30 protein-coding genes are annotated in these 25,347 nt (G+C 73.9%); 15 read left to right on the top strand and 15 right to left on the bottom strand.

Going from position 1 to position 25,347, the window contains the following annotated elements; all coding sequences use genetic code 11:
- Positions 1 to 3: 3 nt before the first annotated feature.
- The gene (locus AB0F62_RS30425; protein WP_361806310.1) at positions 4 to 423 is read left to right on the top strand and encodes a PaaI family thioesterase; all 420 of its coding nucleotides are present in this window, start codon (positions 4 to 6) and stop codon (positions 421 to 423) included.
- 60 nt (positions 424 to 483) lie between these two features.
- Here AB0F62_RS30425 and ddaH read toward each other — a convergent pair whose 3' ends face one another.
- From ddaH to AB0F62_RS30410, 3 genes are all read right to left on the bottom strand, one after another.
- On the bottom strand, positions 484 to 1,320 hold the full coding sequence (gene ddaH / locus AB0F62_RS30420; RefSeq protein WP_361806406.1) for a dimethylargininase: 837 nt from the start codon (positions 1,318 to 1,320) through the stop codon (positions 484 to 486).
- A gap of 122 nt (positions 1,321 to 1,442) precedes the next feature.
- A complete protein-coding gene (locus tag AB0F62_RS30415; RefSeq protein WP_361806307.1) occupies positions 1,443 to 1,946 on the bottom strand; it encodes an Lrp/AsnC family transcriptional regulator in 504 nt (167 codons plus the stop codon).
- 17 nt (positions 1,947 to 1,963) lie between these two features.
- Entirely contained in the window at positions 1,964 to 2,935 is a 972-nt protein-coding gene (locus AB0F62_RS30410; protein WP_361806304.1) for a transcriptional regulator, read from the bottom strand.
- A 76-nt stretch (positions 2,936 to 3,011) separates the two neighbouring features.
- Between AB0F62_RS30410 and AB0F62_RS30405 the strand changes: the two genes are divergently transcribed.
- Positions 3,012 to 4,244 (top strand): MFS transporter, encoded by a 1,233-nt coding sequence (locus tag AB0F62_RS30405; RefSeq protein ID WP_361806301.1) that lies wholly within the window; start codon positions 3,012 to 3,014, stop codon positions 4,242 to 4,244.
- Here the strand turns inward: AB0F62_RS30405 and AB0F62_RS30400 are convergent.
- The 5 genes from AB0F62_RS30400 to AB0F62_RS30380 all read right to left on the bottom strand — a co-directional run bounded on the left by AB0F62_RS30400 (position 4,198) and on the right by AB0F62_RS30380 (position 8,564).
- Complete coding sequence (locus AB0F62_RS30400; RefSeq protein WP_361806298.1) at positions 4,198 to 4,884, bottom strand: alpha-ketoglutarate-dependent dioxygenase AlkB; 687 nt, start codon at positions 4,882 to 4,884, stop codon at positions 4,198 to 4,200. The genes AB0F62_RS30405 and AB0F62_RS30400 overlap by 47 nt on opposite strands.
- On the bottom strand, positions 4,881 to 5,717 hold the full coding sequence (locus tag AB0F62_RS30395) for a hypothetical protein (RefSeq protein WP_361806295.1): 837 nt from the start codon (positions 5,715 to 5,717) through the stop codon (positions 4,881 to 4,883). The genes AB0F62_RS30400 and AB0F62_RS30395 overlap by 4 nt, the downstream gene beginning before the upstream one ends.
- Positions 5,714 to 6,451, bottom strand: coding sequence for a 2OG-Fe(II) oxygenase (locus AB0F62_RS30390; protein ID WP_361806292.1), 738 nt, complete (start codon positions 6,449 to 6,451; stop codon positions 5,714 to 5,716). The genes AB0F62_RS30395 and AB0F62_RS30390 overlap by 4 nt, the downstream gene beginning before the upstream one ends.
- A gap of 11 nt (positions 6,452 to 6,462) precedes the next feature.
- Entirely contained in the window at positions 6,463 to 6,978 is a 516-nt protein-coding gene (locus tag AB0F62_RS30385) for a methylated-DNA--[protein]-cysteine S-methyltransferase (protein ID WP_361806289.1), read from the bottom strand.
- Positions 6,979 to 7,082: 104 nt separating this feature from the next.
- Positions 7,083 to 8,564, bottom strand: coding sequence for an AlkA N-terminal domain-containing protein (locus AB0F62_RS30380; protein WP_361806286.1), 1,482 nt, complete (start codon positions 8,562 to 8,564; stop codon positions 7,083 to 7,085).
- Between the two features lie 100 nt (positions 8,565 to 8,664).
- Here AB0F62_RS30380 and AB0F62_RS30375 point away from each other — a divergent pair, with 100 nt between their 5' ends.
- Complete coding sequence (locus AB0F62_RS30375) at positions 8,665 to 9,186, top strand: hypothetical protein (RefSeq protein WP_361806283.1); 522 nt, start codon at positions 8,665 to 8,667, stop codon at positions 9,184 to 9,186.
- A gap of 84 nt (positions 9,187 to 9,270) precedes the next feature.
- The gene (locus AB0F62_RS30370; protein ID WP_361806280.1) at positions 9,271 to 10,239 is read left to right on the top strand and encodes a YihY/virulence factor BrkB family protein; all 969 of its coding nucleotides are present in this window, start codon (positions 9,271 to 9,273) and stop codon (positions 10,237 to 10,239) included.
- Between the two features lie 118 nt (positions 10,240 to 10,357).
- On the opposite strand, the gene AB0F62_RS30365 is transcribed toward AB0F62_RS30370, so the two are convergent.
- Positions 10,358 to 11,524, bottom strand: a complete 1,167-nt coding sequence (locus AB0F62_RS30365) for an aminotransferase class I/II-fold pyridoxal phosphate-dependent enzyme (RefSeq protein ID WP_361806277.1) — start codon at positions 11,522 to 11,524, stop codon at positions 10,358 to 10,360.
- Positions 11,525 to 11,672: 148 nt separating this feature from the next.
- Between AB0F62_RS30365 and AB0F62_RS30360 the strand changes: the two genes are divergently transcribed.
- Positions 11,673 to 12,329 (top strand): methyltransferase domain-containing protein, encoded by a 657-nt coding sequence (locus tag AB0F62_RS30360; protein WP_361806274.1) that lies wholly within the window; start codon positions 11,673 to 11,675, stop codon positions 12,327 to 12,329.
- A 69-nt stretch (positions 12,330 to 12,398) separates the two neighbouring features.
- Here AB0F62_RS30360 and AB0F62_RS30355 read toward each other — a convergent pair whose 3' ends face one another.
- Both AB0F62_RS30355 and AB0F62_RS30350 read right to left on the bottom strand, forming a co-directional pair.
- The gene (locus AB0F62_RS30355) at positions 12,399 to 13,448 is read right to left on the bottom strand and encodes an SRPBCC family protein (RefSeq protein ID WP_361806271.1); all 1,050 of its coding nucleotides are present in this window, start codon (positions 13,446 to 13,448) and stop codon (positions 12,399 to 12,401) included.
- Between the two features lie 4 nt (positions 13,449 to 13,452).
- Positions 13,453 to 14,274 (bottom strand): histone protein, encoded by an 822-nt coding sequence (locus tag AB0F62_RS30350; protein WP_361806268.1) that lies wholly within the window; start codon positions 14,272 to 14,274, stop codon positions 13,453 to 13,455.
- Between the two features lie 112 nt (positions 14,275 to 14,386).
- Between AB0F62_RS30350 and AB0F62_RS30345 the strand changes: the two genes are divergently transcribed.
- From AB0F62_RS30345 to AB0F62_RS30310, 8 genes are read left to right on the top strand one after another with little or no spacing between them, the layout of a single operon-like run.
- Entirely contained in the window at positions 14,387 to 14,725 is a 339-nt protein-coding gene (locus AB0F62_RS30345) for a gas vesicle protein (RefSeq protein ID WP_361806265.1), read from the top strand.
- Positions 14,726 to 14,752: 27 nt separating this feature from the next.
- Positions 14,753 to 15,229 (top strand): gas vesicle structural protein GvpA, encoded by a 477-nt coding sequence (locus AB0F62_RS30340; protein ID WP_361806262.1) that lies wholly within the window; start codon positions 14,753 to 14,755, stop codon positions 15,227 to 15,229.
- 1 nt (position 15,230) lies between these two features.
- Positions 15,231 to 15,944: a GvpL/GvpF family gas vesicle protein gene (locus AB0F62_RS30335; RefSeq protein ID WP_361806259.1), complete on the top strand. Its 714-nt coding sequence runs from the start codon at positions 15,231 to 15,233 to the stop codon at positions 15,942 to 15,944.
- 17 nt (positions 15,945 to 15,961) lie between these two features.
- Entirely contained in the window at positions 15,962 to 16,216 is a 255-nt protein-coding gene (locus AB0F62_RS30330; RefSeq protein ID WP_361806256.1) for a gas vesicle protein GvpG, read from the top strand.
- Between the two features lie 14 nt (positions 16,217 to 16,230).
- Positions 16,231 to 16,674 carry a gas vesicle protein gene (locus AB0F62_RS30325; RefSeq protein ID WP_361806253.1) on the top strand — a complete coding sequence of 148 codons (444 nt, stop codon included), beginning with the start codon at positions 16,231 to 16,233 and terminating at the stop codon, positions 16,672 to 16,674.
- Positions 16,667 to 17,476 (top strand): GvpL/GvpF family gas vesicle protein, encoded by an 810-nt coding sequence (locus AB0F62_RS30320; RefSeq protein ID WP_361806250.1) that lies wholly within the window; start codon positions 16,667 to 16,669, stop codon positions 17,474 to 17,476. Before AB0F62_RS30325 ends, AB0F62_RS30320 begins: the two co-directional genes overlap by 8 nt.
- Positions 17,473 to 17,688, top strand: a complete 216-nt coding sequence (locus AB0F62_RS30315) for a gas vesicle protein (protein ID WP_361806248.1) — start codon at positions 17,473 to 17,475, stop codon at positions 17,686 to 17,688. The genes AB0F62_RS30320 and AB0F62_RS30315 overlap by 4 nt, the downstream gene beginning before the upstream one ends.
- A complete protein-coding gene (locus AB0F62_RS30310; protein ID WP_361806246.1) occupies positions 17,685 to 18,089 on the top strand; it encodes a gas vesicle protein K in 405 nt (134 codons plus the stop codon). The genes AB0F62_RS30315 and AB0F62_RS30310 overlap by 4 nt, the downstream gene beginning before the upstream one ends.
- Positions 18,090 to 18,134: 45 nt before the next feature.
- Here the strand turns inward: AB0F62_RS30310 and AB0F62_RS30305 are convergent, their stop codons facing one another.
- Together AB0F62_RS30305 and AB0F62_RS30300 are read right to left on the bottom strand one after the other, a co-directional pair.
- The gene (locus AB0F62_RS30305; RefSeq protein WP_361806243.1) at positions 18,135 to 18,857 is read right to left on the bottom strand and encodes a DUF6461 domain-containing protein; all 723 of its coding nucleotides are present in this window, start codon (positions 18,855 to 18,857) and stop codon (positions 18,135 to 18,137) included.
- Between the two features lie 49 nt (positions 18,858 to 18,906).
- Complete coding sequence (locus AB0F62_RS30300) at positions 18,907 to 19,671, bottom strand: DUF2071 domain-containing protein (protein ID WP_361806240.1); 765 nt, start codon at positions 19,669 to 19,671, stop codon at positions 18,907 to 18,909.
- A 271-nt stretch (positions 19,672 to 19,942) separates the two neighbouring features.
- Between AB0F62_RS30300 and AB0F62_RS30295 the strand changes: the two genes are divergently transcribed.
- Both AB0F62_RS30295 and AB0F62_RS30290 read left to right on the top strand, forming a co-directional pair.
- Positions 19,943 to 20,371 (top strand): ATP-binding protein, encoded by a 429-nt coding sequence (locus AB0F62_RS30295; protein WP_361806237.1) that lies wholly within the window; start codon positions 19,943 to 19,945, stop codon positions 20,369 to 20,371.
- Between the two features lie 309 nt (positions 20,372 to 20,680).
- Entirely contained in the window at positions 20,681 to 21,868 is a 1,188-nt protein-coding gene (locus AB0F62_RS30290; RefSeq protein ID WP_361806234.1) for a PP2C family protein-serine/threonine phosphatase, read from the top strand.
- A gap of 177 nt (positions 21,869 to 22,045) precedes the next feature.
- On the opposite strand, the gene AB0F62_RS30285 is transcribed toward AB0F62_RS30290, so the two are convergent.
- Together AB0F62_RS30285 and AB0F62_RS30280 are read right to left on the bottom strand one after the other, a co-directional pair.
- Positions 22,046 to 23,854, bottom strand: coding sequence for a S8 family serine peptidase (locus AB0F62_RS30285; RefSeq protein WP_361806231.1), 1,809 nt, complete (start codon positions 23,852 to 23,854; stop codon positions 22,046 to 22,048).
- Positions 23,855 to 23,968: 114 nt separating this feature from the next.
- Positions 23,969 to 24,523: a hypothetical protein gene (locus AB0F62_RS30280; RefSeq protein WP_361806228.1), complete on the bottom strand. Its 555-nt coding sequence runs from the start codon at positions 24,521 to 24,523 to the stop codon at positions 23,969 to 23,971.
- Positions 24,524 to 25,347 lie beyond the last annotated feature (824 nt).

Below are 25,347 nucleotides of genomic sequence, written 5' to 3'. Positions count from 1 at the left end.
ACGATGACGGAGACGACCGGTCCCGCCCTCGCCCCGGAGGCCGCAGGCGCCTTCCTGCGCGCCGTCGGACTGCGCTTCGACGCGATCAGCGCGCAGGAGGTCACCGCCCACCTGGAGGTCACCGAGGACCACCACACCCCGTGGGGGATCACCCACGGCGGCCTCCACACCACGGTCATCGAGAGCGTGGCGAGCGTTGGCGCCTCCCACGCGGTGCGGTCCGAGGGCCGGTTCGCCGTCGGCGTGGGCAACCAGACCGACTTCCTCCTCCCGTTCGTCAAGGGCCGCCTCGACGTCCGAGGCACACCGCTGCAGCAGGGTCGCAGCCTGCAGCTGTGGCTGGTCGTGATCACGGACGCCGAGGGCCGGACCATCGCCCGCGGGCAGGTACGGCTGTTCAACCGCCCCCTGCCCGGGCAGTGACCCCGGGCAGGGACCCCCGGGTCGTCGCCCGGGTCGTCGCCCGGGTGGAAACCACGGAAGTCAGACCGCCGGGCGGAGCTCCTGCGTGCAGCACTTGACGCCCCCGCCGGCCTTGTGGAACTCCGTGAGGTCCACGGGGACGGGCACATAGCCCCGCCCGGCGAGCTGCCCGATCAGCCCCGTCGCCGCTGGCGCCACGAACACGTGCCGCCCGTCCGACACCGAGTTCAGGCCGAACGCCAGCGCGTCGTCCGCGGTGGCGACGACCGCGTCCGGGAACATCCGGCGCAGCACCTCTCGGCTGCCGGCGGAGAAGGCCTCCGGGTGGTACGCGATGTTCGCCTCGCCGCCGCCCGCCCCGTCGTCCAGCACGAACAGCGCGGTGTCCAGGTGGTAGAAGCGCGGGTCCACCAGCTGCAGGCCGATCGTCGGCACCCCGAAGAACTCCTGCACCTCGTGGTGCGCCGCCCGGACCGTGCGGAAGCCCGTACCCGCCAGGACGAACCCGCCGACCGGCACGAGGTCGCCCTCGCCCTCGCAGACCGACTCCGGGCGGTGCACCTCGAACCCCGCCGCCTTGAACCAGGCCGCGTACTCGTCGGCCTCCGGACGCCGCTCGGGCGCGTGGAAGGACGAGCCGAACACCCGGCCCTCCAGCACGAGCGCGGAGTTGGCGGCGAACACCATGTCGGGCAGGCCCTCGACGGGCTCGACGGACTCCACCGTGTGGCCGTGCTCCCGGTAGGCCCGCACCAGCGCGGCCCACTGCTCCCGGGCGAGCGCGGTGTCGACCCGCACGCCCTCCCGCATCCACGGGTTGATCGCGTAGCGCACATCGAAGTACTCCGGCGGGCAGACCAGATAGCGCCGGGGGCGGGCCACACGGTTCTCGGGCACGGCGAACTCCTCCGCTTCCTGCGGGACGGCCAGGGGATGGCTCAACGGTAGGAAGCGAAGGCCGCGGGCGACAAGATCGGGACGCTGCGCGCAGGCGCAACGATGCTGCGTCGAAGGGCCCGTCAGCGCAGGTCCGTTGCGCCTTCCGCGGCGGGCCGCCCCGCCCCCGCCTCCGGGCTCTCCGGCAGCAGGTGCGACAGCACCATGTAGCTGATCGTCTTCCGGATGAAGGGCTCGGTCCTGATCCGCTCCAGGACCTCCTCGAAATGCTCGACATCGGTGGCCCGGACGTGCAGCAGCGCGTCGGCGCCGCCGGTCACCGTCATGGCCGCCGTGATCTCCGGGTGGTTCCTCACCACCTCGGCCAGCCGCCGGGGCGGCGCGGCACCCTCGCAGTACACCTCCACGTACGCCTCCGTGCGCCAACCCAGCGCGGCGGGCCGGACGGTGGCGGTGAATCCCGTGATGATCCCGGACTCGCGCAGCCGGTCCACCCGCCGCTTGACGGCGGTGGCCGACAGGCCGATGTCCGCGCCGATCTCCGCGAAGCTCGTCCTGGCGTTCACGATCAGGGCCGCGACGATCTTGCGGTCGAGCTCGTCGAACGGCACGGGTCTGTGGACCATGCCCGGTACTCCTTCCCTCAGCCGTCCTGCTGGGCCGCGACCAGGGCGTCGCCGGTCTCCGTCCGGTAGTAGAGCACGGAACGCCCCGCGCGCCGCCGCCGTACCAGACGGGCGTCGAGCAGGACCTTCAGATGACGGCCCACCGAGCCCAGCCCCTGGCCGGTCAGGGCGACCAACTGCGAAGTGCTCAGCGGCGTCGCGAGGAGCACCAGGACCGCCGCGCGCGCCGGGCCGAGCAGCGCGCCCAGCGCCTCGGGGACCCGCTGCCGCCCCGCCTCGGCCAGCGCGCCCGAGCACGGGTACACCACCGCGTACCGTACGCGCTCGTCCCAGGACACCCAGCCGGTGCGCGGGGTGACGGGCACGAACATCAGCCGGGCGCCGGACAGGTCGCGGGGCGGGTACTCCCGCGTGTTGATCTGCAACCGGCCCTCACCGAGCCAGCGCATCCCCCGGCGCATGCCGTCCAGCGCCTCCGCCCACCCGCCCCGGCCCAACTGGGCGGTGCGCGCGACGATGTCGGCCTCGATGACCCGCCGGCGGCGCGGCCAGTCCGGCAGCACCGTCCGCGTCCACACCCAGGCGACGACGTCCGCCGCACGCTCCGGCAGGTCCGCGCGGCGCAGCCGCTCGGGGACGGGACCGCCGAGCGAGACCGCCAGATGCTCACGGGCGGCCTCCGGCGGGGTCTCCCGGATCCGTGCCAGCTCCTCCTCGAAGCCCCGGCTGCCCTCGCCGCTGGGCGTGGGGGTCAGGAAGTCCGCGTTCCAGGTGCGCCCCAGGGCGGCGCGCACCAGCAGCCCGGTCACCGGATCGGCGGCCAGCCGCTCCCGGTACGCCGGCAGGTGCGCGTCGAGCCAGGCGCGTTCCCCGGGATGCGCGGCCGTGCCCCGGTCGAGCAGCTTCAGCGCCGCGATGGCCTCGGCCAGCGGGGAGACGACGAACCGGCTGCCCACCAGCGTCTCCGCGTCGACCAGCCACCACCCCATGACCGCCCGCCCTCCTCACCTTTCGCGCCTGCGCGAAACATTAACCGCTCGATCCGCCGCCGCCGAGACTCGGTCCATGCGCACCTACCAAGAGCTCTTCCGTACGCGGGAGTTCACCCCGCTGTTCCTCGTCTCCACCGGTCAGGTCGCGGCGCAGACGGTGAGCGGGCTGGCCCTGAGCACCCTGGTGTACGCCGCGACGGGCTCGCCGCTGCTGGCCGCCGTCGCCATGTTCGGCCCGTCCCTCGCGCAGGTGGTCGGGGCGACCACCCTGCTGTCGGCGGCCGACCGGCTGCCGCCGCGCGCCGCGCTCGCGGCGGTCGCCCTGCTCTTCGCCCTCGGCACCGCCGTCCTGGCCGTCCCCGGTCTGCCGATGTGGGCCGTCTTCGTCATCCTGCCCGCGCAGGGCCTGGTGGCGTCCCTGGGCGGCGGGGTGCGCTACGGACTGCTCCACGAGATCCTCCCCAAGGGCGGCTTCCTGCTGGGCCGTTCCGTGCTGAACATGGCGACCGGCACCATGCAGATCTGCGGCTTCGCCGCCGGCGGCCTGCTGCTGGCCGCCCTGTCCCCGCGCGGGGTCCTGCTCGGCGGCGCGGCCCTCTACCTCGCGGCCGCGGCAGCCGCCCTGACCGGACTGCGCCCCAGGCCCCCGCGGGCGGGCGGCCGCCCCTCGGCTGCCGAGACCTGGCGCACCAACGTGCTGCTGTGGTCCGCCCGGCCCCGCCGCTACGTGTACCTCGCCCTGTGGGTGCCCAACGGCCTGATCGTCGGCTGCGAGTCGCTCTTCGTGCCGTACGCGCCCGAGCACGCCGGCCTGCTCCTGGCCGCCGCGGCCTGCGGCATGCTCGCCGGCGACACCATGGCCGGCCGTTTCGTCCCGCCGTGGTGGCGGGAACGCGCGGGCGCCGCGCTGCGGCTGCTGCTCGCCGCCCCCTACCTGCTCTTCGCCCTGCGTCCGGGCCTGCCCCTCGCGGCGGCCGTCGTCGCCGTTGCCTCCGTCGGCTACGCGGCGAGCCTGCTGCTGCAGGAACGGCTGATGGCCCTGACCCCGGACGAACTCAGCGGTCACGCCCTCGGGCTGCACTCCTCGGGCATGCTCGCCTGCCAGGGCCTGGGTGCCGCGCTCGCGGGCGCCGTCGCCCAGCACACCTCCCCGGGCACCGCCATGGCGGTGATGGCCGCGGTGTCCGTCGCCGTCACCCTGGCACTCGCTCCCGGTCTGCGCCCGGGCTCCGACGGCCGTGACGGCCCCGACGGCGCCGTCACGGCCGCGGCGCCCGACTCCGCGTCCCGTCGTCGAGTCCCGTGACCCGCATCGTGATGTTCAGCCGGCCCGAGGCGAGTCCGGTGGCCGGGTCGCCCGTGCCCGGGTGGACCTTCGGCACGGCGTGGTAGGCGAAACGGGACGGGCCGCCGAAGACGAACAGGTCGCCGGAGGCCAGCTCCAGGTCCGTGTAGGGGCGGTTGCGGTTCTCGGTGTTGCCGAAGCGGAAGACGCAGGTGTCGCCGATGGTCAGCGACACGACGGGCGCGGCGCTGCGCTCGTCCTTGTCCTGGTGCATGCCGAGCTTGGCGTCGCCGTCGTAGAAGTTGATCAGCGCGGTGTCCGGGGTGTAGCCGTCGCCCGCGGCCGGGTCCTGGTACGCCTCGACCAGGGCGCGGCGGCCCAGCTCCACCATCCAGTCGGGGAAGGGCGCCACCCGGGCGCCGTTCACGTCGTCCGCGGTGCGGCTGTAGCGGTAGGGCTGCCAGTGCCAGCCGATACAGACCGTGCGGACCGACATCACCCCGCCACGGGGGAGACGGGTGTGGCGGATCGGGACCGGGCCCATGGCCCACGCCCGGCACGCGACGACCAGCTCCCGCTGCTGGTCCAGGGTGAGCCAGCCCGGTACGTGCACCGCGCCCGGCGCCACCCGCAGCCGGGGACGGGGGATGAGCGCGCTCACCGGGCACCGCCCTTCCCCGGGGCGGCCGCGGTGACCCAGCCGCGGTCAACGCGCCACGTCCCGCCGTCGGCCGCCGCCCCGCGCAGGCCCTGGAGCGTCCCCGCCCCCGCGGCGGCCACCACGCGCGCGTCGCCGAGGGAGGCGAAGCCGTACGTACGGGCCGGGTCCCACGGCGTGCTGTGCCGCAGGCGCCGGGCCAACTGGGCCCACCCGGCGGGCGCCGCGGCGACCACCCAGGCGTCCGGCGCCGGCGCCGTCAGCCGCCCGGCGGCCCGCAGCCAGGACGCGGCCCGTTCGGGCCAGTCCACGACCGTCACGACGGTGCCGCCCGAGGCGCGCCAGGCCGCGGCGAAGGCTTCGGCGGCCGCGCGGGAGGCGGCGTCCCGGCTGCGGCCGACGGCGACGGCCCGCACATGGGGGCGGGCGTCACCGAGCAGGCCGAGCAGGGCGGTGAGTTCCGCATCGGTGTGCGGCCGCGGTCCCGGTACGCCCTCGAGCACGGCCAGTCCCTCGGGCGGGACCAGCGGCGAGGCCGGTGCCGCGGCGGGTGCGTCGGGGTTCGTCATGGCGTTCCGCTCCGTCGGTGTCGCCTTCCATTGTCGGTACCGCTCGGGCAGGCAGCGGGCGCAGGGGCGGTGGCCCGCGGCGACCGCCGTCGCCTCGTCCGCGAAGAACACCCGATCCCGGACGTATCCACCGCGCGCGATGGCCTTCTGTGCAGTCGGGCAGTCGAGCCGGCCGTACAGCCGGCCGCGCCGGTGGCCGCCGAGCGTCCCCGGGACCGTGCTGCGGTAGGTCGACCCGTCCGGGCCGGTCAGCGTGTACGTCGTCACGCCGCGTCGTGGAAGACCAGGCCCAGGGTGTGGCGGCGGCCGCCGCGCACGGTGCTCACCCCGTGCCGCATGGGCCCGGCCGACCAGCCGCGCGCCGAGCGCACCGGCCGGTCGCGGGTGGTGAAGACTAGCGCGTGGCCCTGGAGCAGGGTGGTGGACGAGCCCCGGGACTGGGCCCGCGGCCGCTGCTCCGTCATCAGGAACTCGCCACCGGTGTAGTCCTCCCCGGGGACGTCGAGCCCGATCACGACCTGGAGCGGGAAGACGAGGTCCCCGTACAGGTCGCGGTGGAGCGCGTTCCAGTCGCCCGCGCCGTAGCGCAGCAGGATCGGCGTCGGCCTGTTCTGGCCCGCCGCGTGGCACATGGCGAGCCACTCGTCGAGGGTGTCGGGCCAAGGTGCGGGCTGCCGCAACCGGGCCGCCCAGTCACGGGCGATGGGCAGCAGGCGGGGGTAGAAGGCGGCCCGCAGCGCCCGGACGGGAGCGGGGACGGGGTACGCGAAGTAGCGGTACTGCCCCGAGCCGAAGCGATGCCGCGCCATGTCGACGGTCGAGCGGAACCGCCCGGGTTCGTCGTAGAGCGCGGCGACGGCACGGCACTCGGCGGACGAGAGGACCGGACGGGTCGTCAAGGCGCTGCCGTACACGTCGAGTTCGGCGGCGAGCGCGGGCCAGTCCGCGGCGTCGACCCGCGCGGACAGGGACGTCGCGGGGTGAGCGGCGGCGGTGGCCATGGCCGTCGTCCTCACGCCGTCCCGCGCCCGGCTTCGAGGTCCAGCAGCAACTGCTTGCGCTCCACGCCGCCCGCGTAGCCGGTGATCGCGCCCTTGGCGCCGACCACCCGGTGGCAGGGGCGGACGACCAGCAGCGGATTGCGGCCGATCGCGGTGCCGACCGCCCGCGAGGAGGTCCGGGGGATGCCCATCACGTCGGCGACGTCGGCGTAGGTGAGTGTCGTGCCGTAGCCGATGGGCTCCAGGGCCTTCCACACCTGCTGCTGGAAGGCGGTCCCCGCGGAGGTGAACTCGATGTCGAACTCCGTCAGTTCGCCGGCGAAGTACGCCCGCAGCTGGCGGGCGATCTCGGTGAACGCGGCGTCGTCGGCGCGCGTGCCGTCCGACAGGTCCGCCGCGACGACCCCGCCCTTCTGGTCCGGCACCGACAGCGAGGAGAGCGCGGTGCCGCCCTTCGCGGTCGGCGACTCCTCGCCGACCAGCAGCAGTTCGCCCAGCGGGCTGTCGAGCGTCGTGTAGACCGTCATCGGTCCTTCCCTTTCCTCACGACTTCAGTGACATCTACGATTCTGCGGTGGTTCGTCACCGGTGTCCGGCGGGATTCGGACGTCGTATTCCCGCTGTCTCCCGGTCAACCGGCGCCCCACAGCAGGTGCATCGCGTAGGTGCGCCACGGCCGCCAGTTCTCGGCGTCCTCCAGCGGGACACCGGCACGGCCGGCCCCCGCGCGCACGGCGACGTCACCCTCCAGCAGCACATCGGGATCGCCCAGGGCGCGCATCCGGACGTACCCGGCCGTCCACGGCCCGACGCCGCGCAGCGCGAGCAGGGCCTTCTCCGCGCCGTCCCGGTCCACGCCGGGGTCGAGGACGACCTCGCCGCCGGCCAGCGCGTGGGCCAGACCGCGCAGCGTCTCCCGCCGGGCCTGAGGCATGCCCACCGTCGCCAGGGACGCCCCGGCGAGCGTGTCCGCGCCGGGGAACAGATGCGTCAGGCCGCCGCTCGGCGCCGCCAGGGGCTCACCGTGCGCGGCGGTCAGCGCCGCGCCGAGCCCGCGTCCCGCCGCCACGGAGACCTGCTGACCCAGCACCGCCCGCACCGCCAGCTCGTGCGGATCCGCCGCCCCGGGAGCGCGCAATCCGGGGCGCTCGCGCGCCAGTGCTCGCATCGACGGGTCCGCGGACAGCCGTTCGGCGACCGCGTAGGGGTCGGCGTCCAGGTCGAACAGGCGCCGTATCCGCTGCGTCGCCGTGGTCAGGTCGCGCAGTCCGGTCAGGTGCAGCCGGCAGTCGAGCCAGTCGCCGCCCCTGGCGGGCGCCGCCTCGTCCACCTCGGCGATACCCGGCCCGTGCGGCAGCCGCAGGGTCCGCCGGTAGACGCGCCGGCCGCGGGTCCCCGTGATCTCCTCGACGCCGGCGATCGCGCGGGCCGCCAGGTAGTCGAAGACCTGCCCCGCGTCGTACGGCCCGCGGTACGCCAGCCGCAGCGGCACACCGGCCGCGGCGTCGGCGGCCGCGTGCCGGGCGGGGCCCGCCTGCCGCAGTGCGGTCGGCGTCAGCGCGTACACCTCGCGGACCGTGTCGTTGAACTGGCGGACGCTCGCGAAACCGGCGGCGAAGGCGATCTCCGCGGCCTGCAGGTCCGTGGTCTGCAACAGGACGCGGGCGGTGTGCGCGCGCTGCGCCCGCGCGAGGGCGATCGGCCCCGCGCCCAGCTCGGCGTTGAGCTGCCGCTGCACCTGCCGGGCGCTGTAGCCGAGCCGCGCGGCGAGCCCCGCGACCCCCTCGCGGTCCACGATGCCGTCGCCGATCAGCCGCATCGCGCGGCCGACCACGTCGGCCCGGGTGTTCCACGCCGCGGACCCGGGCACCGCGTCGGGCCGGCACCGCCGGCAGGCCCGGAAACCGGATCCCTGGGCGGCCGCCGCGGTACGGAAGAACCGCACGTTGCGCCGTCTGGGTGTGACCGCCGGGCAGCTGGGGCGGCAGTAGATCCCGGTCGTGGTCACCGCGAAGAAGAACTCCCCGTCGAAGCGCGCGTCGCGGCTGCACACCGCCTCGTACCTGCTGTCCTCGCCGTTCGTCTCGCTCGTCACCCCTCCACTGTGCGGCATCGCGCGGGGCGCCGGCTGGCGGGATTCGGACGTCGCGTTGCCGGGCCGCCCGGCCCGGCACGGCCGTGCGGGGACGGGCCGCCTCGGTGATCCTGAAGGGATGACAGCCGGCTCCGGCCCGCAGGAGGTCACCGACCGGGAGGCTTCCGGTACGGGCAGCGCCAACTACACGGGCGCCGTCTACGGATCGCTCCTGGCCGCCTCGGTGGTGGCAGGGGCCGGCTCGGCGGGCCCGTATCCGCGGCTGGAACTGGTGCTGCTGCTGATCTGCACGGGCCTGGTGTTCTGGGCCGCCCATGTCTACGCCGGGTTCGTGGGCGACCGCCTGCGCGGGGGGCGGGTCACCTGGCACGAGATCCGTCAGGTGTGCGTCCGCGAGTGGCCGATCGTGCAGGCCGCGCTGCTGCCGGCGGCGGCGGTCGCGGTGAGTCCGCTGCTGGGGCTCGGGCCGGAGGGTGCGGCGTGGCTGGCCCTGGTCATCGCCATCGCCCAGCAGGTCGCGTGGGCCGGCGCGGCCGTGATCCGGGTGGGCGCCTCCCGCTGGGCGGTCGTGTCGGTCGGGATCGTGAACCTGGTGCTGGGCCTGGTGATCGTGGCGGCGAAGGTCGCGCTCCAGCACTGAGATCCGGCACGTAGCTCATCCTCTTTGCAGTGGTTTGTCGCCGTTTCCCGCAGGGGACGTGTGCCCTGAGGGGAGTGATCGCGCATGGCTCGCCACCCGCAGACCGGCGCCGGCAAGCCGACCGAGCTCCCCCAGGAGTCCTGGCGCGTGGTGCTCCGGCGCACGGTGAAGGAGTTCTGGGCGGACCACCTGACCGACTGGGCCGCGGCGCTGACGTACTACGCCGTGCTGTCGGTCTTCCCCGCCCTCCTGGTCATCGTCTCGGTCGTCGGTCTGCTGGGCGGCCCGAGCGTCAAACCCCTGATCGTCAATGTGAGCGGGCTCGCGCCCGGACCGGTCCGCGACACGCTGACCGGCGTGCTCGGGCAGTTGCAGCACGGCGTCGGCCGAGGGGGACTCGCCCTCGCGATCGGCGTCGCGGTCGCCGTGTGGTCGTCCTCCGGCTACGTGGCGACCTTCATGAGAGCCGCCAACGCCCTCTACGACGTCGACGAGGGCAGGCCCCTGTGGAAGACCCTGGCGGGCAGGTTCGTCATCCCCGTGGTGCTGCTCGTGGTCACGGCGCTCATCGCGATCGGCGTGGTCTTCACCGGAGCCCTGGCCCGCAGGGCGGGACAGGTGCTGGGCGTCGGCGACGCCGCGCTCGGCGTGTGGGGTATCGCCAAATGGCCGGTGATGCTCGTCATGTTCGGCCTGGTCCTCGCGCTGCTGTACTGGGCCGCCCCCAATGTGAAGCACGGCGGCTTCCGCTGGGTGAGCCCCGGCAGCATCCTGGCCGTGGTCATCTGGGCCGCCGCCTCCGCGCTCTTCAGCCTCTACGTGTCCGGCTTCGGCAACTACAACCGGCTCTACGGCAGCCTGGCGGCGGTCATCGTCTTCCTCGTCTGGCTGTGGATCTCGAACATCGCCGTCCTCCTCGGCCTGGAGTTCAACGCCGAGCTCGAACGGGCCCGGGCACGGCCGGACGGCGGCCCGGACGAGGGCCCGGACGAGACGGTGCCCAAGGCCGAACCGCGGGACACCGATCGGCTCCACGCCGACGAAGGGCGATGACGGGACGCCGCCGGGCCACCACGACGCGGGCCGCTCTGCCGTTGGGCCGCTCTGCCGCCGGGCCGTCACGACGCCGGGCCGCCACGACGCCGGGCCGTTACGCCGCCAGGGCCGCCTCTCAGCCGACCGTCGCCGCCATCCGGTGCACCGCCTCGGTGAGCACCTCCGGGGACGTCGCGAGGTTCAGCCGTACGTGTCCGTCGCCTCCCGTGCCGAAATCGGGCCCCGCGCTGAGCGCGACGCGCCCCCGGGCGAGGAAGGCGGCCGCCGGGTCGTCCCCCAGCCCCAGCCTGCGGCAGTCCAGCCAGGCCAGGTACGTGCCCGGTGCCGGACGGTAGCCGACGGCCGGGAGCCGCTCGGCGAGCAGGCCCGCCAGCAGCCGCCGGTTGTCGGCGAGGTCGCCGAGCACGGCGTCCAGCCACGGCCCGCCGTCGCGCAGGGCCGCGGTGTGAGCGATGACGCCCAGGTGGCTCGGCCCGTGGCTCACCTCCTCCGGCATCCGTGCCAGATCCTCCGCCGCGGCGGGACCGGCCAGGGCGAGCGCGGCCTTCAGACCGGCCAGGTTCCACGCCTTCGACGCGGACATCAGGGACAGGCCGTTCTCGCCACCGGGCACGCTCAGATACGGCACGAACACCGCCTCGGCGGTCACCAAAGGCGCGTGGATCTCGTCCACCACGACCCGCACCCCGTACGAGTCGGCCAGCGCCGCGACGGCGGAGAGCTCCTCCGCGGTGTGCACGGTGCCGGTCGGGTTGTGCGGGCTGCACAGCAGGTACGCGGCCCGCCCGCCGCCCGCCGTGCACCGTGCGAAGGCCTCCTTGAGCGCCGCGAGGTCCAGCCGCAGGTCAGGGCCGAGCGGCGCCTCCACCACCCGGCGGTCCATGTGCGCCACGAAGTGGTAGAACGGCGGATACACCGGACAGTTGACGATCACGGACTCACCGGGGCCGGTGACCAGCTTCAGCATCTCGACGACACCGAGCATCACGTCGGGGACGATGGCCGCGCGGTCCACGGCCGGTCCGTCCCAGCCCCATCGCTCCCGGGCGAAGCCGGCCAGCGCCTCCGCGTAAGCGGTGCCCGCCGGATACCCCGTGTCACCGAGCGCGATGGCCTCCGTGAGTGCGCGTGCCACCGGCTCGGCGAGCGGCACGTCCATCTCGGCCACCCACAGGGGCAGCACGTCCTCCGGATGGGAGCGCCACTTCATGCTCGTACGGCGCCGCAGCTGATCGAGCGTGAGGCGGCGCAGCGGGTGGTCGTCGGGCGACGTGGTGTCCATGACATCAAACATAGGCGCGGACCGGCCGGCGGGGCAGGGGCGGGGCACCGGCGGAGTTGCCGAACCGGCAAGAAGGCTTGCCCCGGGAACGGGGGAGCCGCATGGTCGGGGCAGACCCACGTTCCACCGCACGGGGGAGACGGCATCGATGACCGACGGCGCCACCAGCACGACCGACGCCGGGTCGGAAGCGGAATTCCGGGACGCGCGATACGCCAGGAGTGACCGCGTCCGGAGCGGCAACCCCAACGGGGTCCTGGTCCGCGAGGTCGGACGGCTGACGCCCGGTACGGCGCTCGACCTGGGCTGTGGAGAGGGCGCCGACGCGGTCTGGCCGGCCCGGCAGGGGTGGCGGGTCACCGCCGTCGACATCTCCCGCGTCGCCCTGGAGCGGGCGGCCGAGCACGCGAGGGCGGATGGCGTCGCCGACGGTCTCGTCGACTGGCAGCGGCACGACCTTTCCGAGTCGTTCCCCGAGGGTGTCCACGACCTCGTCTCCGCGCAGTTCCTGCACTCGCCGAACGACATGCCCCGCGAGCGGATCCTGCGCGCCGCCGCGGCGGCCGTGGCGCCCGGTGGGGTGCTGCTCGTCGTCGGACACGCCGGATTCCCGGCCTGGGAGACCCATCCGCACCCCGAGGCGCACTTCCCGACCCCGCAGGAGGTGCTGGAGAGCCTGGCGCTTCCCGAGGGCGAGTGGGAGGTGCTGCTCACCGACGAGCACGAGCGCGTCCAGAACGGGCCGGACGGGCGACCCACGATGTGGGTGGACAACACACTCGAGATCCGCCGCCTGGCGGGGTGAGGGGCTGCTCGGCGGGCCGTGCCCGGCACGGCCGGCCGACGTCCACGGGTACGAGGGAGTGACGGGGCGTCAGCGCCGGGCGTCCTCGTACTCCTCCTCCTCGTCGTACTCCTCGTCCTCGTCCTCTTCCTGGTCGTCGTCCTCGTACTCGTCCCCCGGTTCCTCTTCTTCCTCGTCGTCGGGGTACCCCTCGTCCTCCTCGTCCTCGTCGTACTCCTCGTCTTCGCCGTCCTCTTCGTCCTCGGCGTAGCCCTCGTCGTCCGGCTCTTCCTCTTCCTCGTCCTCGGGGTACTCCTCGCCCTCTTCGGCTTCGGCCTCCTCCGCCTCCAGGGCCTCCTCGTGCGTGCGGACGACCTCGCCGTCGCGGATCTCGCCGCGCCAGCCCTCGGGCTCCTCGTTGGTGAGGGAGACGTACCGCTGGAAGTGCTTGAAGTCGAGCCGCAGCCGGCGCCCTTGGGCCCGCCAGATGTTGCCGGTCTTCTCGAACAGGCCGGAGGGGTAGTACTCGACGACGAGGACGATGCGGGTCAGGGAGGGCGCGAGCTCGTGGAAGCTGACACTGCCGCGCGTGGTGCCCTTGGCGCCGTCGGAGTGCCAGACGATGCGCTCGTCGGGGACCTGCTCCACGATCGTGGCTTTCCAGCCCCGGGTCGACGGGCCGACCTTGACCTTCCAGTCGCTTGACGTGTCGTCGCCTTTGGAGACGCTGCGGACACCCTTGGTGAAGGCGCTGAACTTCTCGAACTGGGTCCAGTGGTCGTAGGCGAACCGCAGCGGGACGCCGACGTCCAGGACCTCGACGATGTTCGTCACCTTCTGCGTTCCGGACTTGCGGCCCTTGCCCTTGCCGCCGCCGAGCACCTGCTTCGCCTTGTCGAGCACGCCGCCTCCGAGGGCCTTGAGCGGTGAGTCGCCTTGGAGGATCTTCAGGCCGGCCTTGGGGAGCACTCCGCCGTTCTCGGCCACGTCCAGCAACTGGTCGGTGAGGTCGGAGACCTTGTCGCCCGCCTTGTCGGCCAGGTTGCCCACTTGGGCCCCGACGAAGCTGACGAGTTCGTCGCGCAGTTGGTCCAGGCCGGAAGCCTGGCCGTTGCCGGTCTCCTGTGCCGTCCTGGCCATCGGGCTACCTCCGCCGTGTGGACGTCTTCTTGGCCGCCGTCTTCTTGGCCGCGGTCTTCTTCGCCGGCGCCTTGCGCGCCGTGGTCTTCGCGGCGGGCGCGGACGTCTTCTTGGCCGTGCGCTTCGCCGGGGCGGCGGTCTTCTTGGCGGTGCTCTTCTTGGCGGCGGTCTTCTTCGCGGGCTGTGCCTTCTTGGCGGGTGCCTTCCTGGCCGCGGGCTTGGGCTCGGGCCTGCCCTCCGGCCTGCGCCGCGGCCTGCGTTCGGGGCTCGGCTCCCGGCGCTTCGCGGCGCGACGGCGCCTGGGCGGTGCCTCCTCGCCTTCGTCCCCTTCGTCCTCCTCTTCTTCCTCTTCCTCGGCCTCCTCGGGCTCCTCGGGCTCCTCGTCCTCGGATTCCTCCTCCACCCGGGCGGGGCGACGCCGCTTCGGCCGGCGCTTCCTCGCGGGCGCCTCTTCTTCCCCCTCCTCGGGTTCGTATTCCTCTTCCGTCTCGTCTTCCTCGCCCAGCGCCCCCTTGGCGCCGATCCGTGCCGTGCGGTCGTGCAACGCGCCCGCCAGATCGGCCAGCTTGCGGTCCGCGGCCGCGGTGACGGCCTTGCGGCCGGCGTCCATCAGCTCGCCGCGCAGTTGCTCGTTGAGGTCGGCGATCTGGGGGACCTCCTGGAGCCTGCGAATACCCTCGGTGACCAGTTGTTGCGGATCGAGTCCGGCACGGCGACCTGCGAGAAAGGTCGCCATCGCGAAGGCGAGCCGCCCCTTCCTGGCGCGACCGAGCACGTAGCCACCCGCGACCGCGGCGGCAAGAGCGATCTTGGTCGTGTCCTTCATCAGCCGTCCCCTTCGGAAAGCGACCCGTCGCCGCACAGATGTGTAGGGGTGTATATGCTGAAATAGTACGTTTCTTAGCAGGGGTGGCGCTCCTCCGGAACCGGAGAAGGGGATGGCGGCAAGCGACAGGAACGGCCGGAGTGAAGGCACCAGGCGCGGCCGCGCCGGCGAGCGGGCCAAGCGGCCGCCCAAGCGCTCCGCCGCCTGGGCCATGCGTTCCGCGGCCGAGCAGCTCTTCGAACTCCTCGGCCGCAGGCCGGAGTCCGTGTCGGCGGTGAAGCCCGTGGACGACGGATGGGAAGCCGACGTCGAGGTGCTGGAGTTGGAGCGCGTGCCCGAGACCACCAGCGTGATGGCCACCTACCACGTGAAGCTCGACGAGGAGGGAGACCTGGTGGCGTACGAACGCACCCGCCGTTACGCGCGGGGGCAGATCGATCGGCGCGTCTGAGACGACGGGGCGCTGAAGGGAGGCGCCATGACCGTGGTGCCGCAGGGCGGCGGCGGTATCTCGAGGGGCGGCACGGGGAGCCTGTACGACGTCCTGGAGCTGATCCTGGACCGCGGGCTCGTCATCGACGTCTTCGTCCGCGTGTCCCTGGTGGGTATCGAGATCCTGAAGATCGACGCCCGCATCGTCGTGGCCAGCGTCGACACGTATCTGAGGTTCGCCGAGGCGTGCAACCGGCTCGACCTCGAATCCGGCCGCAAGCAGCCGGCCCAGCTCACCGACCTCGTGGGCGAGATCACCGAGAGCGGGGCCAGGGGCAAGTCCAAGGGCGCCCTGTCCGGCGCGGTCGAGGCCGTGACGGGCGCCTTGAAGGGCGGCGACCAGGAGGACGAGGACGAGGAGTACGAGGAGGAGCCGGAAGAGGAGGAAGCGGAGTACGAGGAGGAGCCCCGGCAGCGGCGGCGCGGCAGCACCAGGCGAACCTCCCGGCGGGAGAGGGAATGACATGGCCGTCTACGTCTACTCCATCACCTCGAAGGATCACCCGATGCGCCTCGACGGCCTCAAGCCCGTCGGCGGATCGGACGAGGCGTTGCGCACCGTGACGTCCGGCGAGCTTTCCGCGGTCGTGAGCGAGGCCCCCGAGGACCTGCGCCCCCGGCGCAGGGACGTGCTCGCCCACCAGGAGGTGCAGGAAAGGCTGATGGCCGACGGCGCCGTGCTGCCGCTGCGGTTCGGCTTCACGTCGCCCGACGAGGAGACCGTGCGGGGCGTGCTGGACGAACGGGCGGTGGAGTACCGGGAGCAGTTGAAGAACCTGGCGGGCTGCGCCGAGTACCACCTGAAGGTCTCCTGGGACGAGGACTCGCTGCTGCTGCGGATCCTCGAGGAGAACGACGAGGTCCGCCGGCTCAACGACGAGATCCGCGGCGGATCCCCCTCCCCTGACGCGCCGATCGTGCTGGGCGAGCTGATTGCCCACGAGGTGCAGGCCCGCCAGCAGGCCCTCGGCGCGGGCATCGTCGAGGCGCTGCGGCCCTTCGCCCGGGACGACGTGGTCTCCGCGCCGGCGGGACAGGACTTCCTCAGCGTCTCCTTCCTGGTGGACGACGGCAAGGAGGAGATGTTCCTGGCCACCCAGCTGAGCCTGGCCAACCAGGTCGGCGAGGAATGCGACTTCCGGCTCGTCGGCCCGCTGCCCCCGTACAGCTTCGTGTGAGAGGGAGTGCCGTGGCCATGGGACTGTTCACCCAGATCGTCACCCTCCCCCTGGCGCCCGTGCGCGGTGTGGGCTGGGTGGTGGAGCGTGTGCTGGACGCGGCCGAGCAGGAGTACTACGACCCCGAGCCCGTGGAACGCGAACTCGCCGCGCTGGAGCGGGAACTCCTCGCCGGACGGATCGACGAGGAGACCTTCGAGGCGCGCGAGGAGGAACTGCTCGACCGCCTCGACGAGATCGCGGCTTTCCGGCGCGGTGAAGCGGCCCCCTGAGACGAGGTGACGCAGTGACGGACTCCCCGGCCGGCCGGCTCGGCTCGTACCCCTCGAGGGCCGCTCCCCAGCCGTACTCCTACGGGCAGGGGTCGTCGGCCAACCTCGCGGACATCCTCGAACGGGTCCTCGACAAGGGCATCGTCATCGCGGGCGACATCCAGATCAACCTGCTCGACATCGAGCTGCTCACCATCAAGCTGCGGCTGCTGGTCGCCTCCGTCGACAAGGCCAAGGAGATGGGCATCGACTGGTGGGAGCACGACCCCTCGCTGTCCTCGCGTGCCCACGGCGAAAGCTCCCTCGCGGAGGAGAACCGGCGGCTGCGCGAGGAGATCGAAGCGCTGAAGGGGGAGCGGGAGCTGACGGACACCCGGCGGGGCAGCGTGGCCTCCCGCCACCGCACGCGGTCCTCGGCCACGCACCGCCGTGAGGGCACCGGGGCGGACGATGAATGACCGGGTCGCCTACGCCTACGCCGTGCTGGGCGCATCAGATGTGCCGGCCGGTGCGGTGGAGGCCCTGCGGGGCGTCGCCGGAGCGCCGGTGGGGCTCGTGACGTCCGGGGACCTGGCGGCGGCCGTCAGTCCCGTGCCGTCTGCCGACTTCCTTGAGGACGCCCTGCGCCGCCATCTGGAGGAGCTGGACTGGCTGGAAGCGGTGGCGCGCGCCCATCACACCGTCATCGAGGCGCTGTGCGCGCACACCACGGTGCTGCCGCTGCGGCTGGCCACGGTGTACCTCGACGACGCGCGCGTCCGCGCGGTGCTGCGGGACGGCGCCGAGATGTTCCGTGCGGGTCTCGACCGGTTGGCCGGTCACCTCGAATGGGGCGTCAAGATCTATGTCGACACCCCCGCGGAGGCCGCCGCCGAGGCCCCCGGCACCGGCACCGCCGCGGACATGAGCCCGGGCCGCGCCTACCTGCGCGCCCGCCGCGCTCAGCGGCACTCCCGGGACGAGGCCCACCGCGCCGCTGCGGACGCCGCTTCCCGCGTCGAGGAGATCGGCCGCGAACTGGCCGCGGGCCACGCCCGGCACCGCGTGCAGCAGGGGCAACTCGCCTCCGGAACGGGGGAGAACGTCCTCAACGACGCCTTCCTCGTCGTGCGCGACCGGGCCGAGGACTTCCGTGCCCGCGTCCTCGCCGCGGGAGAGGGCCTGCCGGGGGTGCGGATCGACGTCACCGGGCCCTGGGCCCCGTACTCCTTCGCCGCCGTCCCGGGCGTCGTGGAGCCCGCGGCGGGCACGGCTCCATGACCGCCTCCGACCGGGCACCGGAACCGCTCGCCCAGCGTCAGGTGGCCCTCGTCGACCTGCTGGACCGGCTCCTCAGCGGAGGCGTCGTCCTCACCGGCGACGTGGTGCTGTCCATCGCCGACATCGACCTCGTCCGGATCTCCCTGCGCGCGCTGATCGTCTCCGTCAGCGAACGCAACCCCTCCCCGTGGGGCCCGGAGCCCGGTCCATGACCGCCCCCACGCCGCCGGCGCCCCCCGGCGACGACCGCCCCCCGGACCGCCTCGGCGAGGTCGCCGACGCCGCCGCCCGCGCCTTCCGCCTGCTGCCCGCCGTTCCGCACGACAGTCCGTCCCGCCCCGCGCGCCGGATCAGCACCGACCCCGACACGGTCGAACGCGACCTGATGAGACTCGTCCTGACCCTCGTCGAACTCCTCCGCCAGCTCATGGAACGCCAGGCCCTCCACCGCGTCGACACGGGCGACCTGACGGAGGAGGAGGAGGAACGCCTCGGGGCCACGCTGATGATCCTCCACGACCGCATGGCCGGCCTGTGCGCGCAGTACGGACTGTCCATGTCCGACCTCAACCTCGACCTCGGCCCCCTGGGCACGCTCCTCCCGCCCGACTGACGCCGCCCGGTACCGTGCGGCGCGCCGACCGGCCGTGACCGGGGGTCAGACCTGATCCGGCTCGATCCGGATGTACGGCCCCTCGCCTTGCGCGTCCCTGAGGTCGATGGTGATGCCGTGCCACTCCTCGACGGGTTCCTCCGGGACCTCGCCCAGCAGGCAGGGGGCGCTCCGGAGCAGTTCCTCGGTGACCCGCACGCCGGTGAGACGCTCGGTGAGGGCGAAGACGGCCGCCTTGTGGTCGACGTCGGGGTCGCCGTCCCCGTCGGGATCGAGGCCGACCTCCCGGATGAGGGGCACGAGTTCGTCCGGGGTGCTCCCGCTCCTGTTCGACGGCCACTCGAAGACGGTGCGCGACTCCCCGTCCTCGTACCAGTGGAAGAAGTCGAGGGGCTTGCCGCCGTTGCTCGAGTGCGCGACGGCGCGCGTCCCGGCGGACAGGGTCTCCAAGAGGCGCGGCCGCGTCCCCAGGTCGCCGCCGAATTCCAGGGCGAGGGTCCAGTTCCCCCCGTCCCCCGGCACGGTGAACGCTCCCGCGATGAAGGAGTCCGGCCAGGGGTCGAAGGCGTCGGTGAACTCGTTGTTCCGCTCAATCAGTTCGCCGACCCCCTCGCACGCGCCGCGCTGCTCGGCCCCCGCCAGCGCGAGCAGTTCCGCCGGGGCGACACCCCGCACCAGCGTCATGGTGTAGCCGTAGTCCTGCGCGTACCGGAAGAAGGAGGACGGGCTGCGTATCCAGCCGTAGTCGGCCGCGGTGGGTGAGGTCATGCGGCGCATCATGCCACCGGCCGCCGACAGCACCCGGGGCGGCCGCGGCTCAGGGCGTCGGAATGCCGCCCGGGCGGGAGGGGCGGCCGAAGCGGACGGGGACGCCGGGGGAGTACAGGACGCTGACCGGTGGGCCCGAGGGGGCGGGGAGGCCCGCGGCGGTGATCAGGGACTCGTCGCAGCGGAGCAGGTCCGCGCGGTGGAGGGGCCAGCGGGGGTGAGAGTTCGGCAGGTACATCGACCGTTCGAGGAACGTGTTGTGCAGGCCCCAGCGCGCGGTGAGGAAGTGCTCGAGTTCGGTGGGCTCGGCGACGGGCTCGCCGACGCGCACGGCGATCCGGGAGTGCGCCCCGCGCGGGCCCGGCCAGCGGCGGGTGCTGGTGTACGTGAGGGTCGCGCCGTCCCGGCGGACCGCCATCCGCGACCACTGGTACGGCAGGCGGAAGGCGGCGCGCGCGACCGCCACCGGGATGAGCCGGGACGCGTCCAGTGAGCGGAAGACGACGCCCCGCCGTCCGTGGGCGTCCACGGAGTAGAGCCGGACGTTCGTCTCGGGGAAGGTGCCCAGGTACGGAATGCCGGGCAGGCGGAACCAGCCGACACGGTGCATGCGGAAGGCGACGAGCCCGACGTAGGTGACGCCGTCCAGGGTGTCCGGGACGGTGCCGGCCGGGAGCAGGGGTGCGATGGCGGCGGGGTCCGCGGTCCAGTGGAGGAACGCGAGGTCCAGCCACGACTGGGTGAGCAGCGCGCCCTCGGCGGCGTGGGGCGGGTCCGCGGTGATGGGTTCCGGCGCGATCGGCGAGAGCGGCACCCGACCAGGATCGCAGACGGTTCGGGCGCTCCGGAGCGGGCCGCCCGGAGCGGGGCGGATGTGCGGTGGAGTCCCTGATGTGCGTCATCGACACTCCTGTGACGGGTGGGGTTCGGGAGGTCTCGCCGGGGTACACCTTGGGATGCGGGTGCCCGGGGCACCCTCGATCGGGGGATGGTCAGGGGCCCTTCCCCCCATGCCGGTGACGCCGTGGAGCGGTCCGCCGGAGGCCGATGATCCGGAGCCCTTCGGTCCCTGGGAAGTGATGGAGATGACGCACTCGTCCGCCTGGCCACCGGCCGCCCGTACCGACGTGTACGTGTGCGAGCTGGAGCACCGTGCCGTGGCCGTCGCCGTCGCGCGGCGCACCGCCCGTACCGTGCTGACCGGCTGGGCGGTGCCCGAGGAGGCCGTGCACGACGCCGTCCTCGTCGTCTCCGAACTGGTCACCAACGCCGTGGAGCACGCTTTGCCGCCGGTCGCGCTGCGCCTGCGCCGCGGCGAGTCGGACGGCGTCGCGATCATCCGCGTCGAGGTCACGGACGGCGGTCCCGCACCGCGGCAGGGCGCCTGGGCATCGAGCTGCGGTCCCGGCGAGCACGGCCGCGGCGCCGGCATCGTCGACAGTCTCGGCATCGGTTCGGGCGTCGGCAGCCGCACTCGCGGGGGCGGTCGCTGGGCGGATCTGATCGCCGCCTGAGCAGCGGCAGGAGGCCGCCCGTACAACGGCGACGCCCGTCCGGCCGGACGCCGGCGCGGCCGCTTCCCTCTCTGGCAGCGCCACGCCCTCCCACCGTTGTCGGCCGCGCCGGGCCCGGCGTCCGGTGCCTGCCGAAGCGCGCCCGCGTCCCGACCGGCTCAGCCCTGGTCAGGGCCCCGCCCACGCCGGATGGCGGGTTCCGTACGAGAATTTTGTCCGGAAGAAAACAAAAAGTCCTTATGTTGAGATCGCGCAGAGCGAGGGTTGTCGTGGTCGCACCCGGCCCGGGTGCGGGAAGGAGGCACCCGCATGGAGCTCGGGTCACGTCTCTCGGCGATGCAGGATCCCGTCGGGTCGGGCGGTAGAGCCTTCCTCACCGTGATGATCGCGATCATCACGGCGGTGCCGGTGGCGGACCACTTCCTGCCGGCCGACATCCACCTCGCCCACCTGCTCGTCGTCCCCGTGGCGCTCGCCTCCGCGTTCGCCGGAGCCCTGCGCGGTGCCATGACCGCCGTCGCGGCGGTGCTGGCCCTCGTCGCGGCGGGTGCCGAGCGGCACACCCTCCTCACCGAGAACGTGCTCGTCCAGCTCGGTTCCCTCGTGCTGCTCTCCCTCCTGCTCGTCCTGATCAGCGCGCTCCGCGAGCGCCGCAGACGCGAGCTGGCGGAGCTGCGCGAGGTGTCGCGGGCGACGCAGGGCGTGCTGCTGCGCCCGCTGCCACCGCACGCCGGGCCGGTCTCCATCGCCTCGGCCTACCGCAGCGCGGGCGACGGGGACCGCATCGGCGGGGATCTGTACGCGGTCGCCCGCACCTCGGGGGCCACCCGGCTCCTCATCGGCGACGTACGCGGCAAGGGCCTGGGATCCATCGGCGACACCGAGACCGTCCTCGGGGCCTTCCGGGCCGCCGCGCACCGCCAGGCGCCGCTGGCCGAACTGATGGCGTCCCTGGAGGGGAGCGTCCGCTGGGAGCTGACGCAGTCGTGGGACGGCGAGTGCGGGACCGACGTCGGGGAGCGCTTCGTGACCGCGGCCGTCGTCGAGATCCCCGACGGCGAGCCGTTCGTGCGTGTGGTCAGCTGCGGCCACCTGCCGCCGCTCCTCCTCCACGACGGAACGGTCACCGCCCTCGACGTGCCCGAGCCCGCGCCCCCGCTGGGTCTCGGCGGACTGACCGGGAGCGGCTACGTCCCGACCACCTTCCGCTTCGCCCCCGGCGACCGGCTGCTGCTCTACACCGACGGCGTGACCGAGGCCCGGAACGCCGACGGCGACTTCTATCCGCTCCTCGACCGGGCCGCGGCCTGGGGCGACCGGGTCCCGGAGCAGCTCGTGCGGGAGATCACCGACGACCTGCTCGCCCACGTCGCGGCGCCGCTCGAGGACGACATGGCCGTGGTCGCGGTCGTACGCGACGCGCTGGGAGCCCCACCACCGCAGGCCCGGGCCCGCGCGGCTGCCGACGCGGCGGCCGGCGCCCGCGACCCTGGCTGACGGCCCGCCGGAGGCGGAGGCTGTGCCCGTCCCCCGGAGCGCGCATGCCGTACGGGTCGTCGCCGGGCCCCGCGGGCGGGCGGTGGTGTGAGGGGGCCGCGGCTCGGGGCGGTGAGGGGGCGGTGGTCCGGGCGATGGAACCCGGGCCACCGCCCGGTCTGCGGGGAGGCGCCCCGGTCAGTTCGGGGAGGGGGATCCCAGGGGCATCCGGTCGGCGCCGGCATCCGTCATCGGCGAGGTCGGAGCGGCCAGACCGAGTGCGGTCGGGGCATCCGGCAGGCCGGCGCCGACGCGCAGCGGTTCGGTGACGGGCAACGGCCGGCTGGCGCCGCGGAGCAGGGCCATCAGGTGGTCCGTGCGGGCGGCGGTGCGGGGGTGGGGCGTGGCCCGAAGCTGGTCGTGGTGGGCCAGCACCAGCGCGGCCAGGCCGGTGAGGTGGGCCGCCGCGACGGCGGTGCCCTCCGCGACCGTGTAGGTGGCGCCGAGCGTCGTGGTGATGACCGCCGCGCCGGGTGCGGTCAGGTCGACGCCGGGCCCGGTGGGCGTGAAGGGCGCCGGGTACGGGCCTGGCCACGGGGGCTGGGTGGCGGCCGCCGGGCTGTCCGGCGGATAGGTGCCGGTGTGCGCGAGGGCGCCCGCGGCCAGCACGGTGGGCAGGGCGGCGAGCGGGGTGAGCGCGCCGGAGGTGTCGCCGGCGGGGGCGATGACGGCGATGCCCGCCGCGTGCGCGTCCATCAGCTTCCACGCCGCCAACTGCGAGGGCTGGTCGTAGGTGACGTTGATCTGCGCGACGTCGATGTCGTGGGAGATGCAGTGGTCCACCGCCCGCAGCAGGTCGGCGACGCGGCCACCGGGGAAGAGCTTGAGGGCGTGTACCGTGGCGTCCGCGGCGATCCCGGTGACCCCGGTGCGGTTGTCCGCGGCGGCCACGATCCCCGCGCAGCGGGTGCCGTGCCCCGTCGCGTCCGTCCGCCACCCGCCGTCGTCGGCGCCGGGTGTGAAGTCGGCCCCGGCCCGGACGGTGTCCTTCAGGTCCGGGTGCGCGGTGTCGACCCCGGAGTCCAGGAGGGCGACGGAGACCCCGTGGCCGCGGTAGGTCGGGGGGATCTCGTGCAGCCGCATCGCCTGCCAGCCCCAGCCGGTCAGCGGCCGGTCCGGGAAGCCCTCGAAAGTCTCCGCGAGGGAGCGGACGACCACCTCGACCTCGGTGCCTGAGAGGGTGTCGTCATCGGGGAACGGCCTGCCGGTGCGCACCGGCCAGTGGTCGCCCGACGGGCGTACGTACAGCGAGCGGACGGTGGCCGGGGTGTCGGCCGGCAGTGCGAGGCTCGCCCGGCCGTCGGCGCCGGTGACGCCGTACACCGTCGAACCGGTGCCCGCGGCCCACACCTGGGCGTCCGGCACCGCCTGCCCGCGGCTGGTCACCCGCACCGTGATGTGCGGCGGCTCCTGCAGCGTGACCTGCAGTTCCGGGTCCGCGGCCGGGACGGCGGGCCGCGTCGAGGGCGCCGCGGCGTAGGCGAGCGGCTGGTCGGCCTCGACGACCACCTGGGGGTTGGCGGCCAGCGCCCGGGCGCGTTCGTGGGGCATCATGACGACGGCCACCGGGGGGCACACGGGGTGGGGTTCGGCGATCGCCTCGAGACCACGGGAACGGGAGGGGTGCACCTGGGCGACCACCTCGACCTCCGGGTCCTCCTCCAGCAACGTGAACAGTGCGGCGGCCTCGACCGGCGGCACGCCGGCGGTAAGCCAGGCCGCGGGACGCGGGGCCACCAGGTAGCGGCCCCGTCCGGCGGGGCCCGGGTGCCCGGGACGCGCCCCGGCCATGCCCATGTACTGCTCCGGTCCCTGTTTCGTCCCGTCCGGTCCGGCGGCCGCCTCCCGGGCCCCGCCCGCCTCCGGTCCGGCGCCGCCGGGCTTGCGGCCGCCCTTCGCGCCGCCCTGGCCCTTCGCCATGCCGCCGTTGCCGTGCTGCTCACTCATCACGCTTCCGCCTTCACCCATCACCTTGTGTTTCACCACACAGCGCCGCCGCCGCGGCAGGACGCCCCGTCCGGCCGGGCAGCCCGAGGGCCGCCCGGCCGGACGGGAGACGAGTCAGATGCCGAGCGGCATCTGACCGAAGTGCTGCCCGTACTGCGACTGGCCGTACTGCGCCTGGCCGCCCTGGAACTGGCCCTGGAACTGGCCCGGGAACTGGCCGTACTGGCCGTACTGCTGGCCGTACGGGCCGATGTGCGACTGGCCCTGGGCGATCTGGCTCAGCGCGCTGTGGACCACCGGCGCGATACGGCGGGCGCACTCGGTGAGCACGCTGCTCCAGGCGTGCGGCGGGATCTGGCCCTGCGCCTGGATGCCCATCATGATCTGCGGGTCGATGCGGACCTGCTCGACCATGGCGTTCACGGCCGTGGCCGCACAGCGCAGCGACAGTTCGGTCACCAGCAGGGGCAGCTGCTGCTGGCCCTGCCCGATGCCGGGCTGGCCGATGTGCTGCTGCCCGTAGCCCTGCAGGCCCGTGAACGGCTGGCCGACGCCCTGCTGTCCGTACGCCTGCTGGCCTGCCCACGGCTGCCACTGCTGCTGGCCGGACTGCTGCCAGGCCGGCTGCTGCAGCTGCTGACCGTACTGCTGGGGGGTGTAGACCGACATCAAGCTCCTCCTTGAGCTGTGACGGAAGGGGAAAGAGGCGGCGGCTCCGTGGAGGGGCTCCCAGAACCGGACCGCCGCCATGCGCAGCAAACCACCGCCGGACAAAAAGCGCTTCTCATGACATACCGCCACCAGAGGGTGTGTGGCGTCCGAGCTGGACGGCTCCCGGTGGAGGCCTCACCCGTATGGCCCACCCGCCGATCGCGGCCGACGGGCGCCCGGGGCGGAGGGAACGGGAAGTCGCCGGGGCCGATCGGGAATTGCCGGGATCGGGCGGGGCGACGTCGGGGGACCGAACGGCGTTCGGGCCGCCCCGGACAGCGGGGGCGGGCGGCACCCGCCGCCGGCAGAGGACCGCCGCTCCCGGGCACGTCCGGGAGCGGCGGGGCGGGGCTCCACGGCGAGCGCCGCGTGCACGGTCCACCGGCCCTGTCCGTCTCCGGGCCGATGGCCTCGCCCGTGGCCGCCGGAGCCGCGTGCGCGGCCCGTATCCGCCACGCGGGACCTTCACGTCCGTCGACGGGTGCGACAACGCGTGCGGTCGGCGCGCGTGCTGTGCCGCCCGCACCTGGCGCGAGCGACCGTCGTGCACAACACGCCCGTCATGCGGGGGAGTTCGTCCCCGGGCGGCCCGCGGAGCGGCGGCGCGGCCGACGCGGCGGGCGGCCCGTGTGCGGATGCCCCCTCGTGTACGGCCTGCCGAAACGGGGGCGTGTGCGCCCCTGTTGCATCGGCACGGGACGGCCGGCGGGGCATGCGCGAGGGGTGGGGGGGGGGGCGCGCGGGGCGGCGCGGGGGCCCCCCCCGGCCCTGCGGGGGCGCCG

Origin of the sequence: Streptomyces sp. NPDC026673 (assembly GCF_040638135.1) — a bacterium.
Taxonomy (GTDB): Bacteria; Actinomycetota; Actinomycetes; order Streptomycetales; family Streptomycetaceae; genus Actinacidiphila.
Note: the sequence above shows the minus strand (reverse complement) of the source record. Positions and strands in the feature narration are given on the sequence as shown.

Excerpts from the sequence above, each read along its gene's own strand:
- AB0F62_RS30425 (WP_361806310.1), top strand. The coding sequence starts at position 4 with ATGACGGAGACGACCGGTCCCGCCCTCGCCCCGGAGGCCGCAGGCGCC.
- AB0F62_RS30415 (WP_361806307.1), bottom strand. The coding sequence starts at position 1,946 with ATGGTCCACAGACCCGTGCCGTTCGACGAGCTCGACCGCAAGATCGTC.
- AB0F62_RS30410 (WP_361806304.1), bottom strand. The coding sequence starts at position 2,935 with ATGGGGTGGTGGCTGGTCGACGCGGAGACGCTGGTGGGCAGCCGGTTC.
- AB0F62_RS30405 (WP_361806301.1), top strand. The coding sequence starts at position 3,012 with ATGCGCACCTACCAAGAGCTCTTCCGTACGCGGGAGTTCACCCCGCTG.
- AB0F62_RS30390 (WP_361806292.1), bottom strand. The coding sequence starts at position 6,451 with ATGGCCACCGCCGCCGCTCACCCCGCGACGTCCCTGTCCGCGCGGGTC.
- AB0F62_RS30385 (WP_361806289.1), bottom strand. The coding sequence starts at position 6,978 with ATGACGGTCTACACGACGCTCGACAGCCCGCTGGGCGAACTGCTGCTG.
- AB0F62_RS30380 (WP_361806286.1), bottom strand. The coding sequence starts at position 8,564 with ATGCCGCACAGTGGAGGGGTGACGAGCGAGACGAACGGCGAGGACAGC.
- AB0F62_RS30375 (WP_361806283.1), top strand. The coding sequence starts at position 8,665 with ATGACAGCCGGCTCCGGCCCGCAGGAGGTCACCGACCGGGAGGCTTCC.
- AB0F62_RS30370 (WP_361806280.1), top strand. The coding sequence starts at position 9,271 with ATGGCTCGCCACCCGCAGACCGGCGCCGGCAAGCCGACCGAGCTCCCC.
- AB0F62_RS30365 (WP_361806277.1), bottom strand. The coding sequence starts at position 11,524 with ATGGACACCACGTCGCCCGACGACCACCCGCTGCGCCGCCTCACGCTC.
- AB0F62_RS30360 (WP_361806274.1), top strand. The coding sequence starts at position 11,673 with ATGACCGACGGCGCCACCAGCACGACCGACGCCGGGTCGGAAGCGGAA.
- AB0F62_RS30355 (WP_361806271.1), bottom strand. The coding sequence starts at position 13,448 with ATGGCCAGGACGGCACAGGAGACCGGCAACGGCCAGGCTTCCGGCCTG.
- AB0F62_RS30350 (WP_361806268.1), bottom strand. The coding sequence starts at position 14,274 with ATGAAGGACACGACCAAGATCGCTCTTGCCGCCGCGGTCGCGGGTGGC.
- AB0F62_RS30345 (WP_361806265.1), top strand. The coding sequence starts at position 14,387 with ATGGCGGCAAGCGACAGGAACGGCCGGAGTGAAGGCACCAGGCGCGGC.
- AB0F62_RS30340 (WP_361806262.1), top strand. The coding sequence starts at position 14,753 with ATGACCGTGGTGCCGCAGGGCGGCGGCGGTATCTCGAGGGGCGGCACG.
- AB0F62_RS30335 (WP_361806259.1), top strand. The coding sequence starts at position 15,231 with ATGGCCGTCTACGTCTACTCCATCACCTCGAAGGATCACCCGATGCGC.
- AB0F62_RS30330 (WP_361806256.1), top strand. The coding sequence starts at position 15,962 with ATGGGACTGTTCACCCAGATCGTCACCCTCCCCCTGGCGCCCGTGCGC.
- AB0F62_RS30320 (WP_361806250.1), top strand. The coding sequence starts at position 16,667 with ATGAATGACCGGGTCGCCTACGCCTACGCCGTGCTGGGCGCATCAGAT.
- AB0F62_RS30315 (WP_361806248.1), top strand. The coding sequence starts at position 17,473 with ATGACCGCCTCCGACCGGGCACCGGAACCGCTCGCCCAGCGTCAGGTG.
- AB0F62_RS30310 (WP_361806246.1), top strand. The coding sequence starts at position 17,685 with ATGACCGCCCCCACGCCGCCGGCGCCCCCCGGCGACGACCGCCCCCCG.
- AB0F62_RS30305 (WP_361806243.1), bottom strand. The coding sequence starts at position 18,857 with ATGACCTCACCCACCGCGGCCGACTACGGCTGGATACGCAGCCCGTCC.
- AB0F62_RS30295 (WP_361806237.1), top strand. The coding sequence starts at position 19,943 with ATGACGCACTCGTCCGCCTGGCCACCGGCCGCCCGTACCGACGTGTAC.
- AB0F62_RS30290 (WP_361806234.1), top strand. The coding sequence starts at position 20,681 with ATGGAGCTCGGGTCACGTCTCTCGGCGATGCAGGATCCCGTCGGGTCG.
- AB0F62_RS30285 (WP_361806231.1), bottom strand. The coding sequence starts at position 23,854 with ATGAGTGAGCAGCACGGCAACGGCGGCATGGCGAAGGGCCAGGGCGGC.
- AB0F62_RS30280 (WP_361806228.1), bottom strand. The coding sequence starts at position 24,523 with ATGTCGGTCTACACCCCCCAGCAGTACGGTCAGCAGCTGCAGCAGCCG.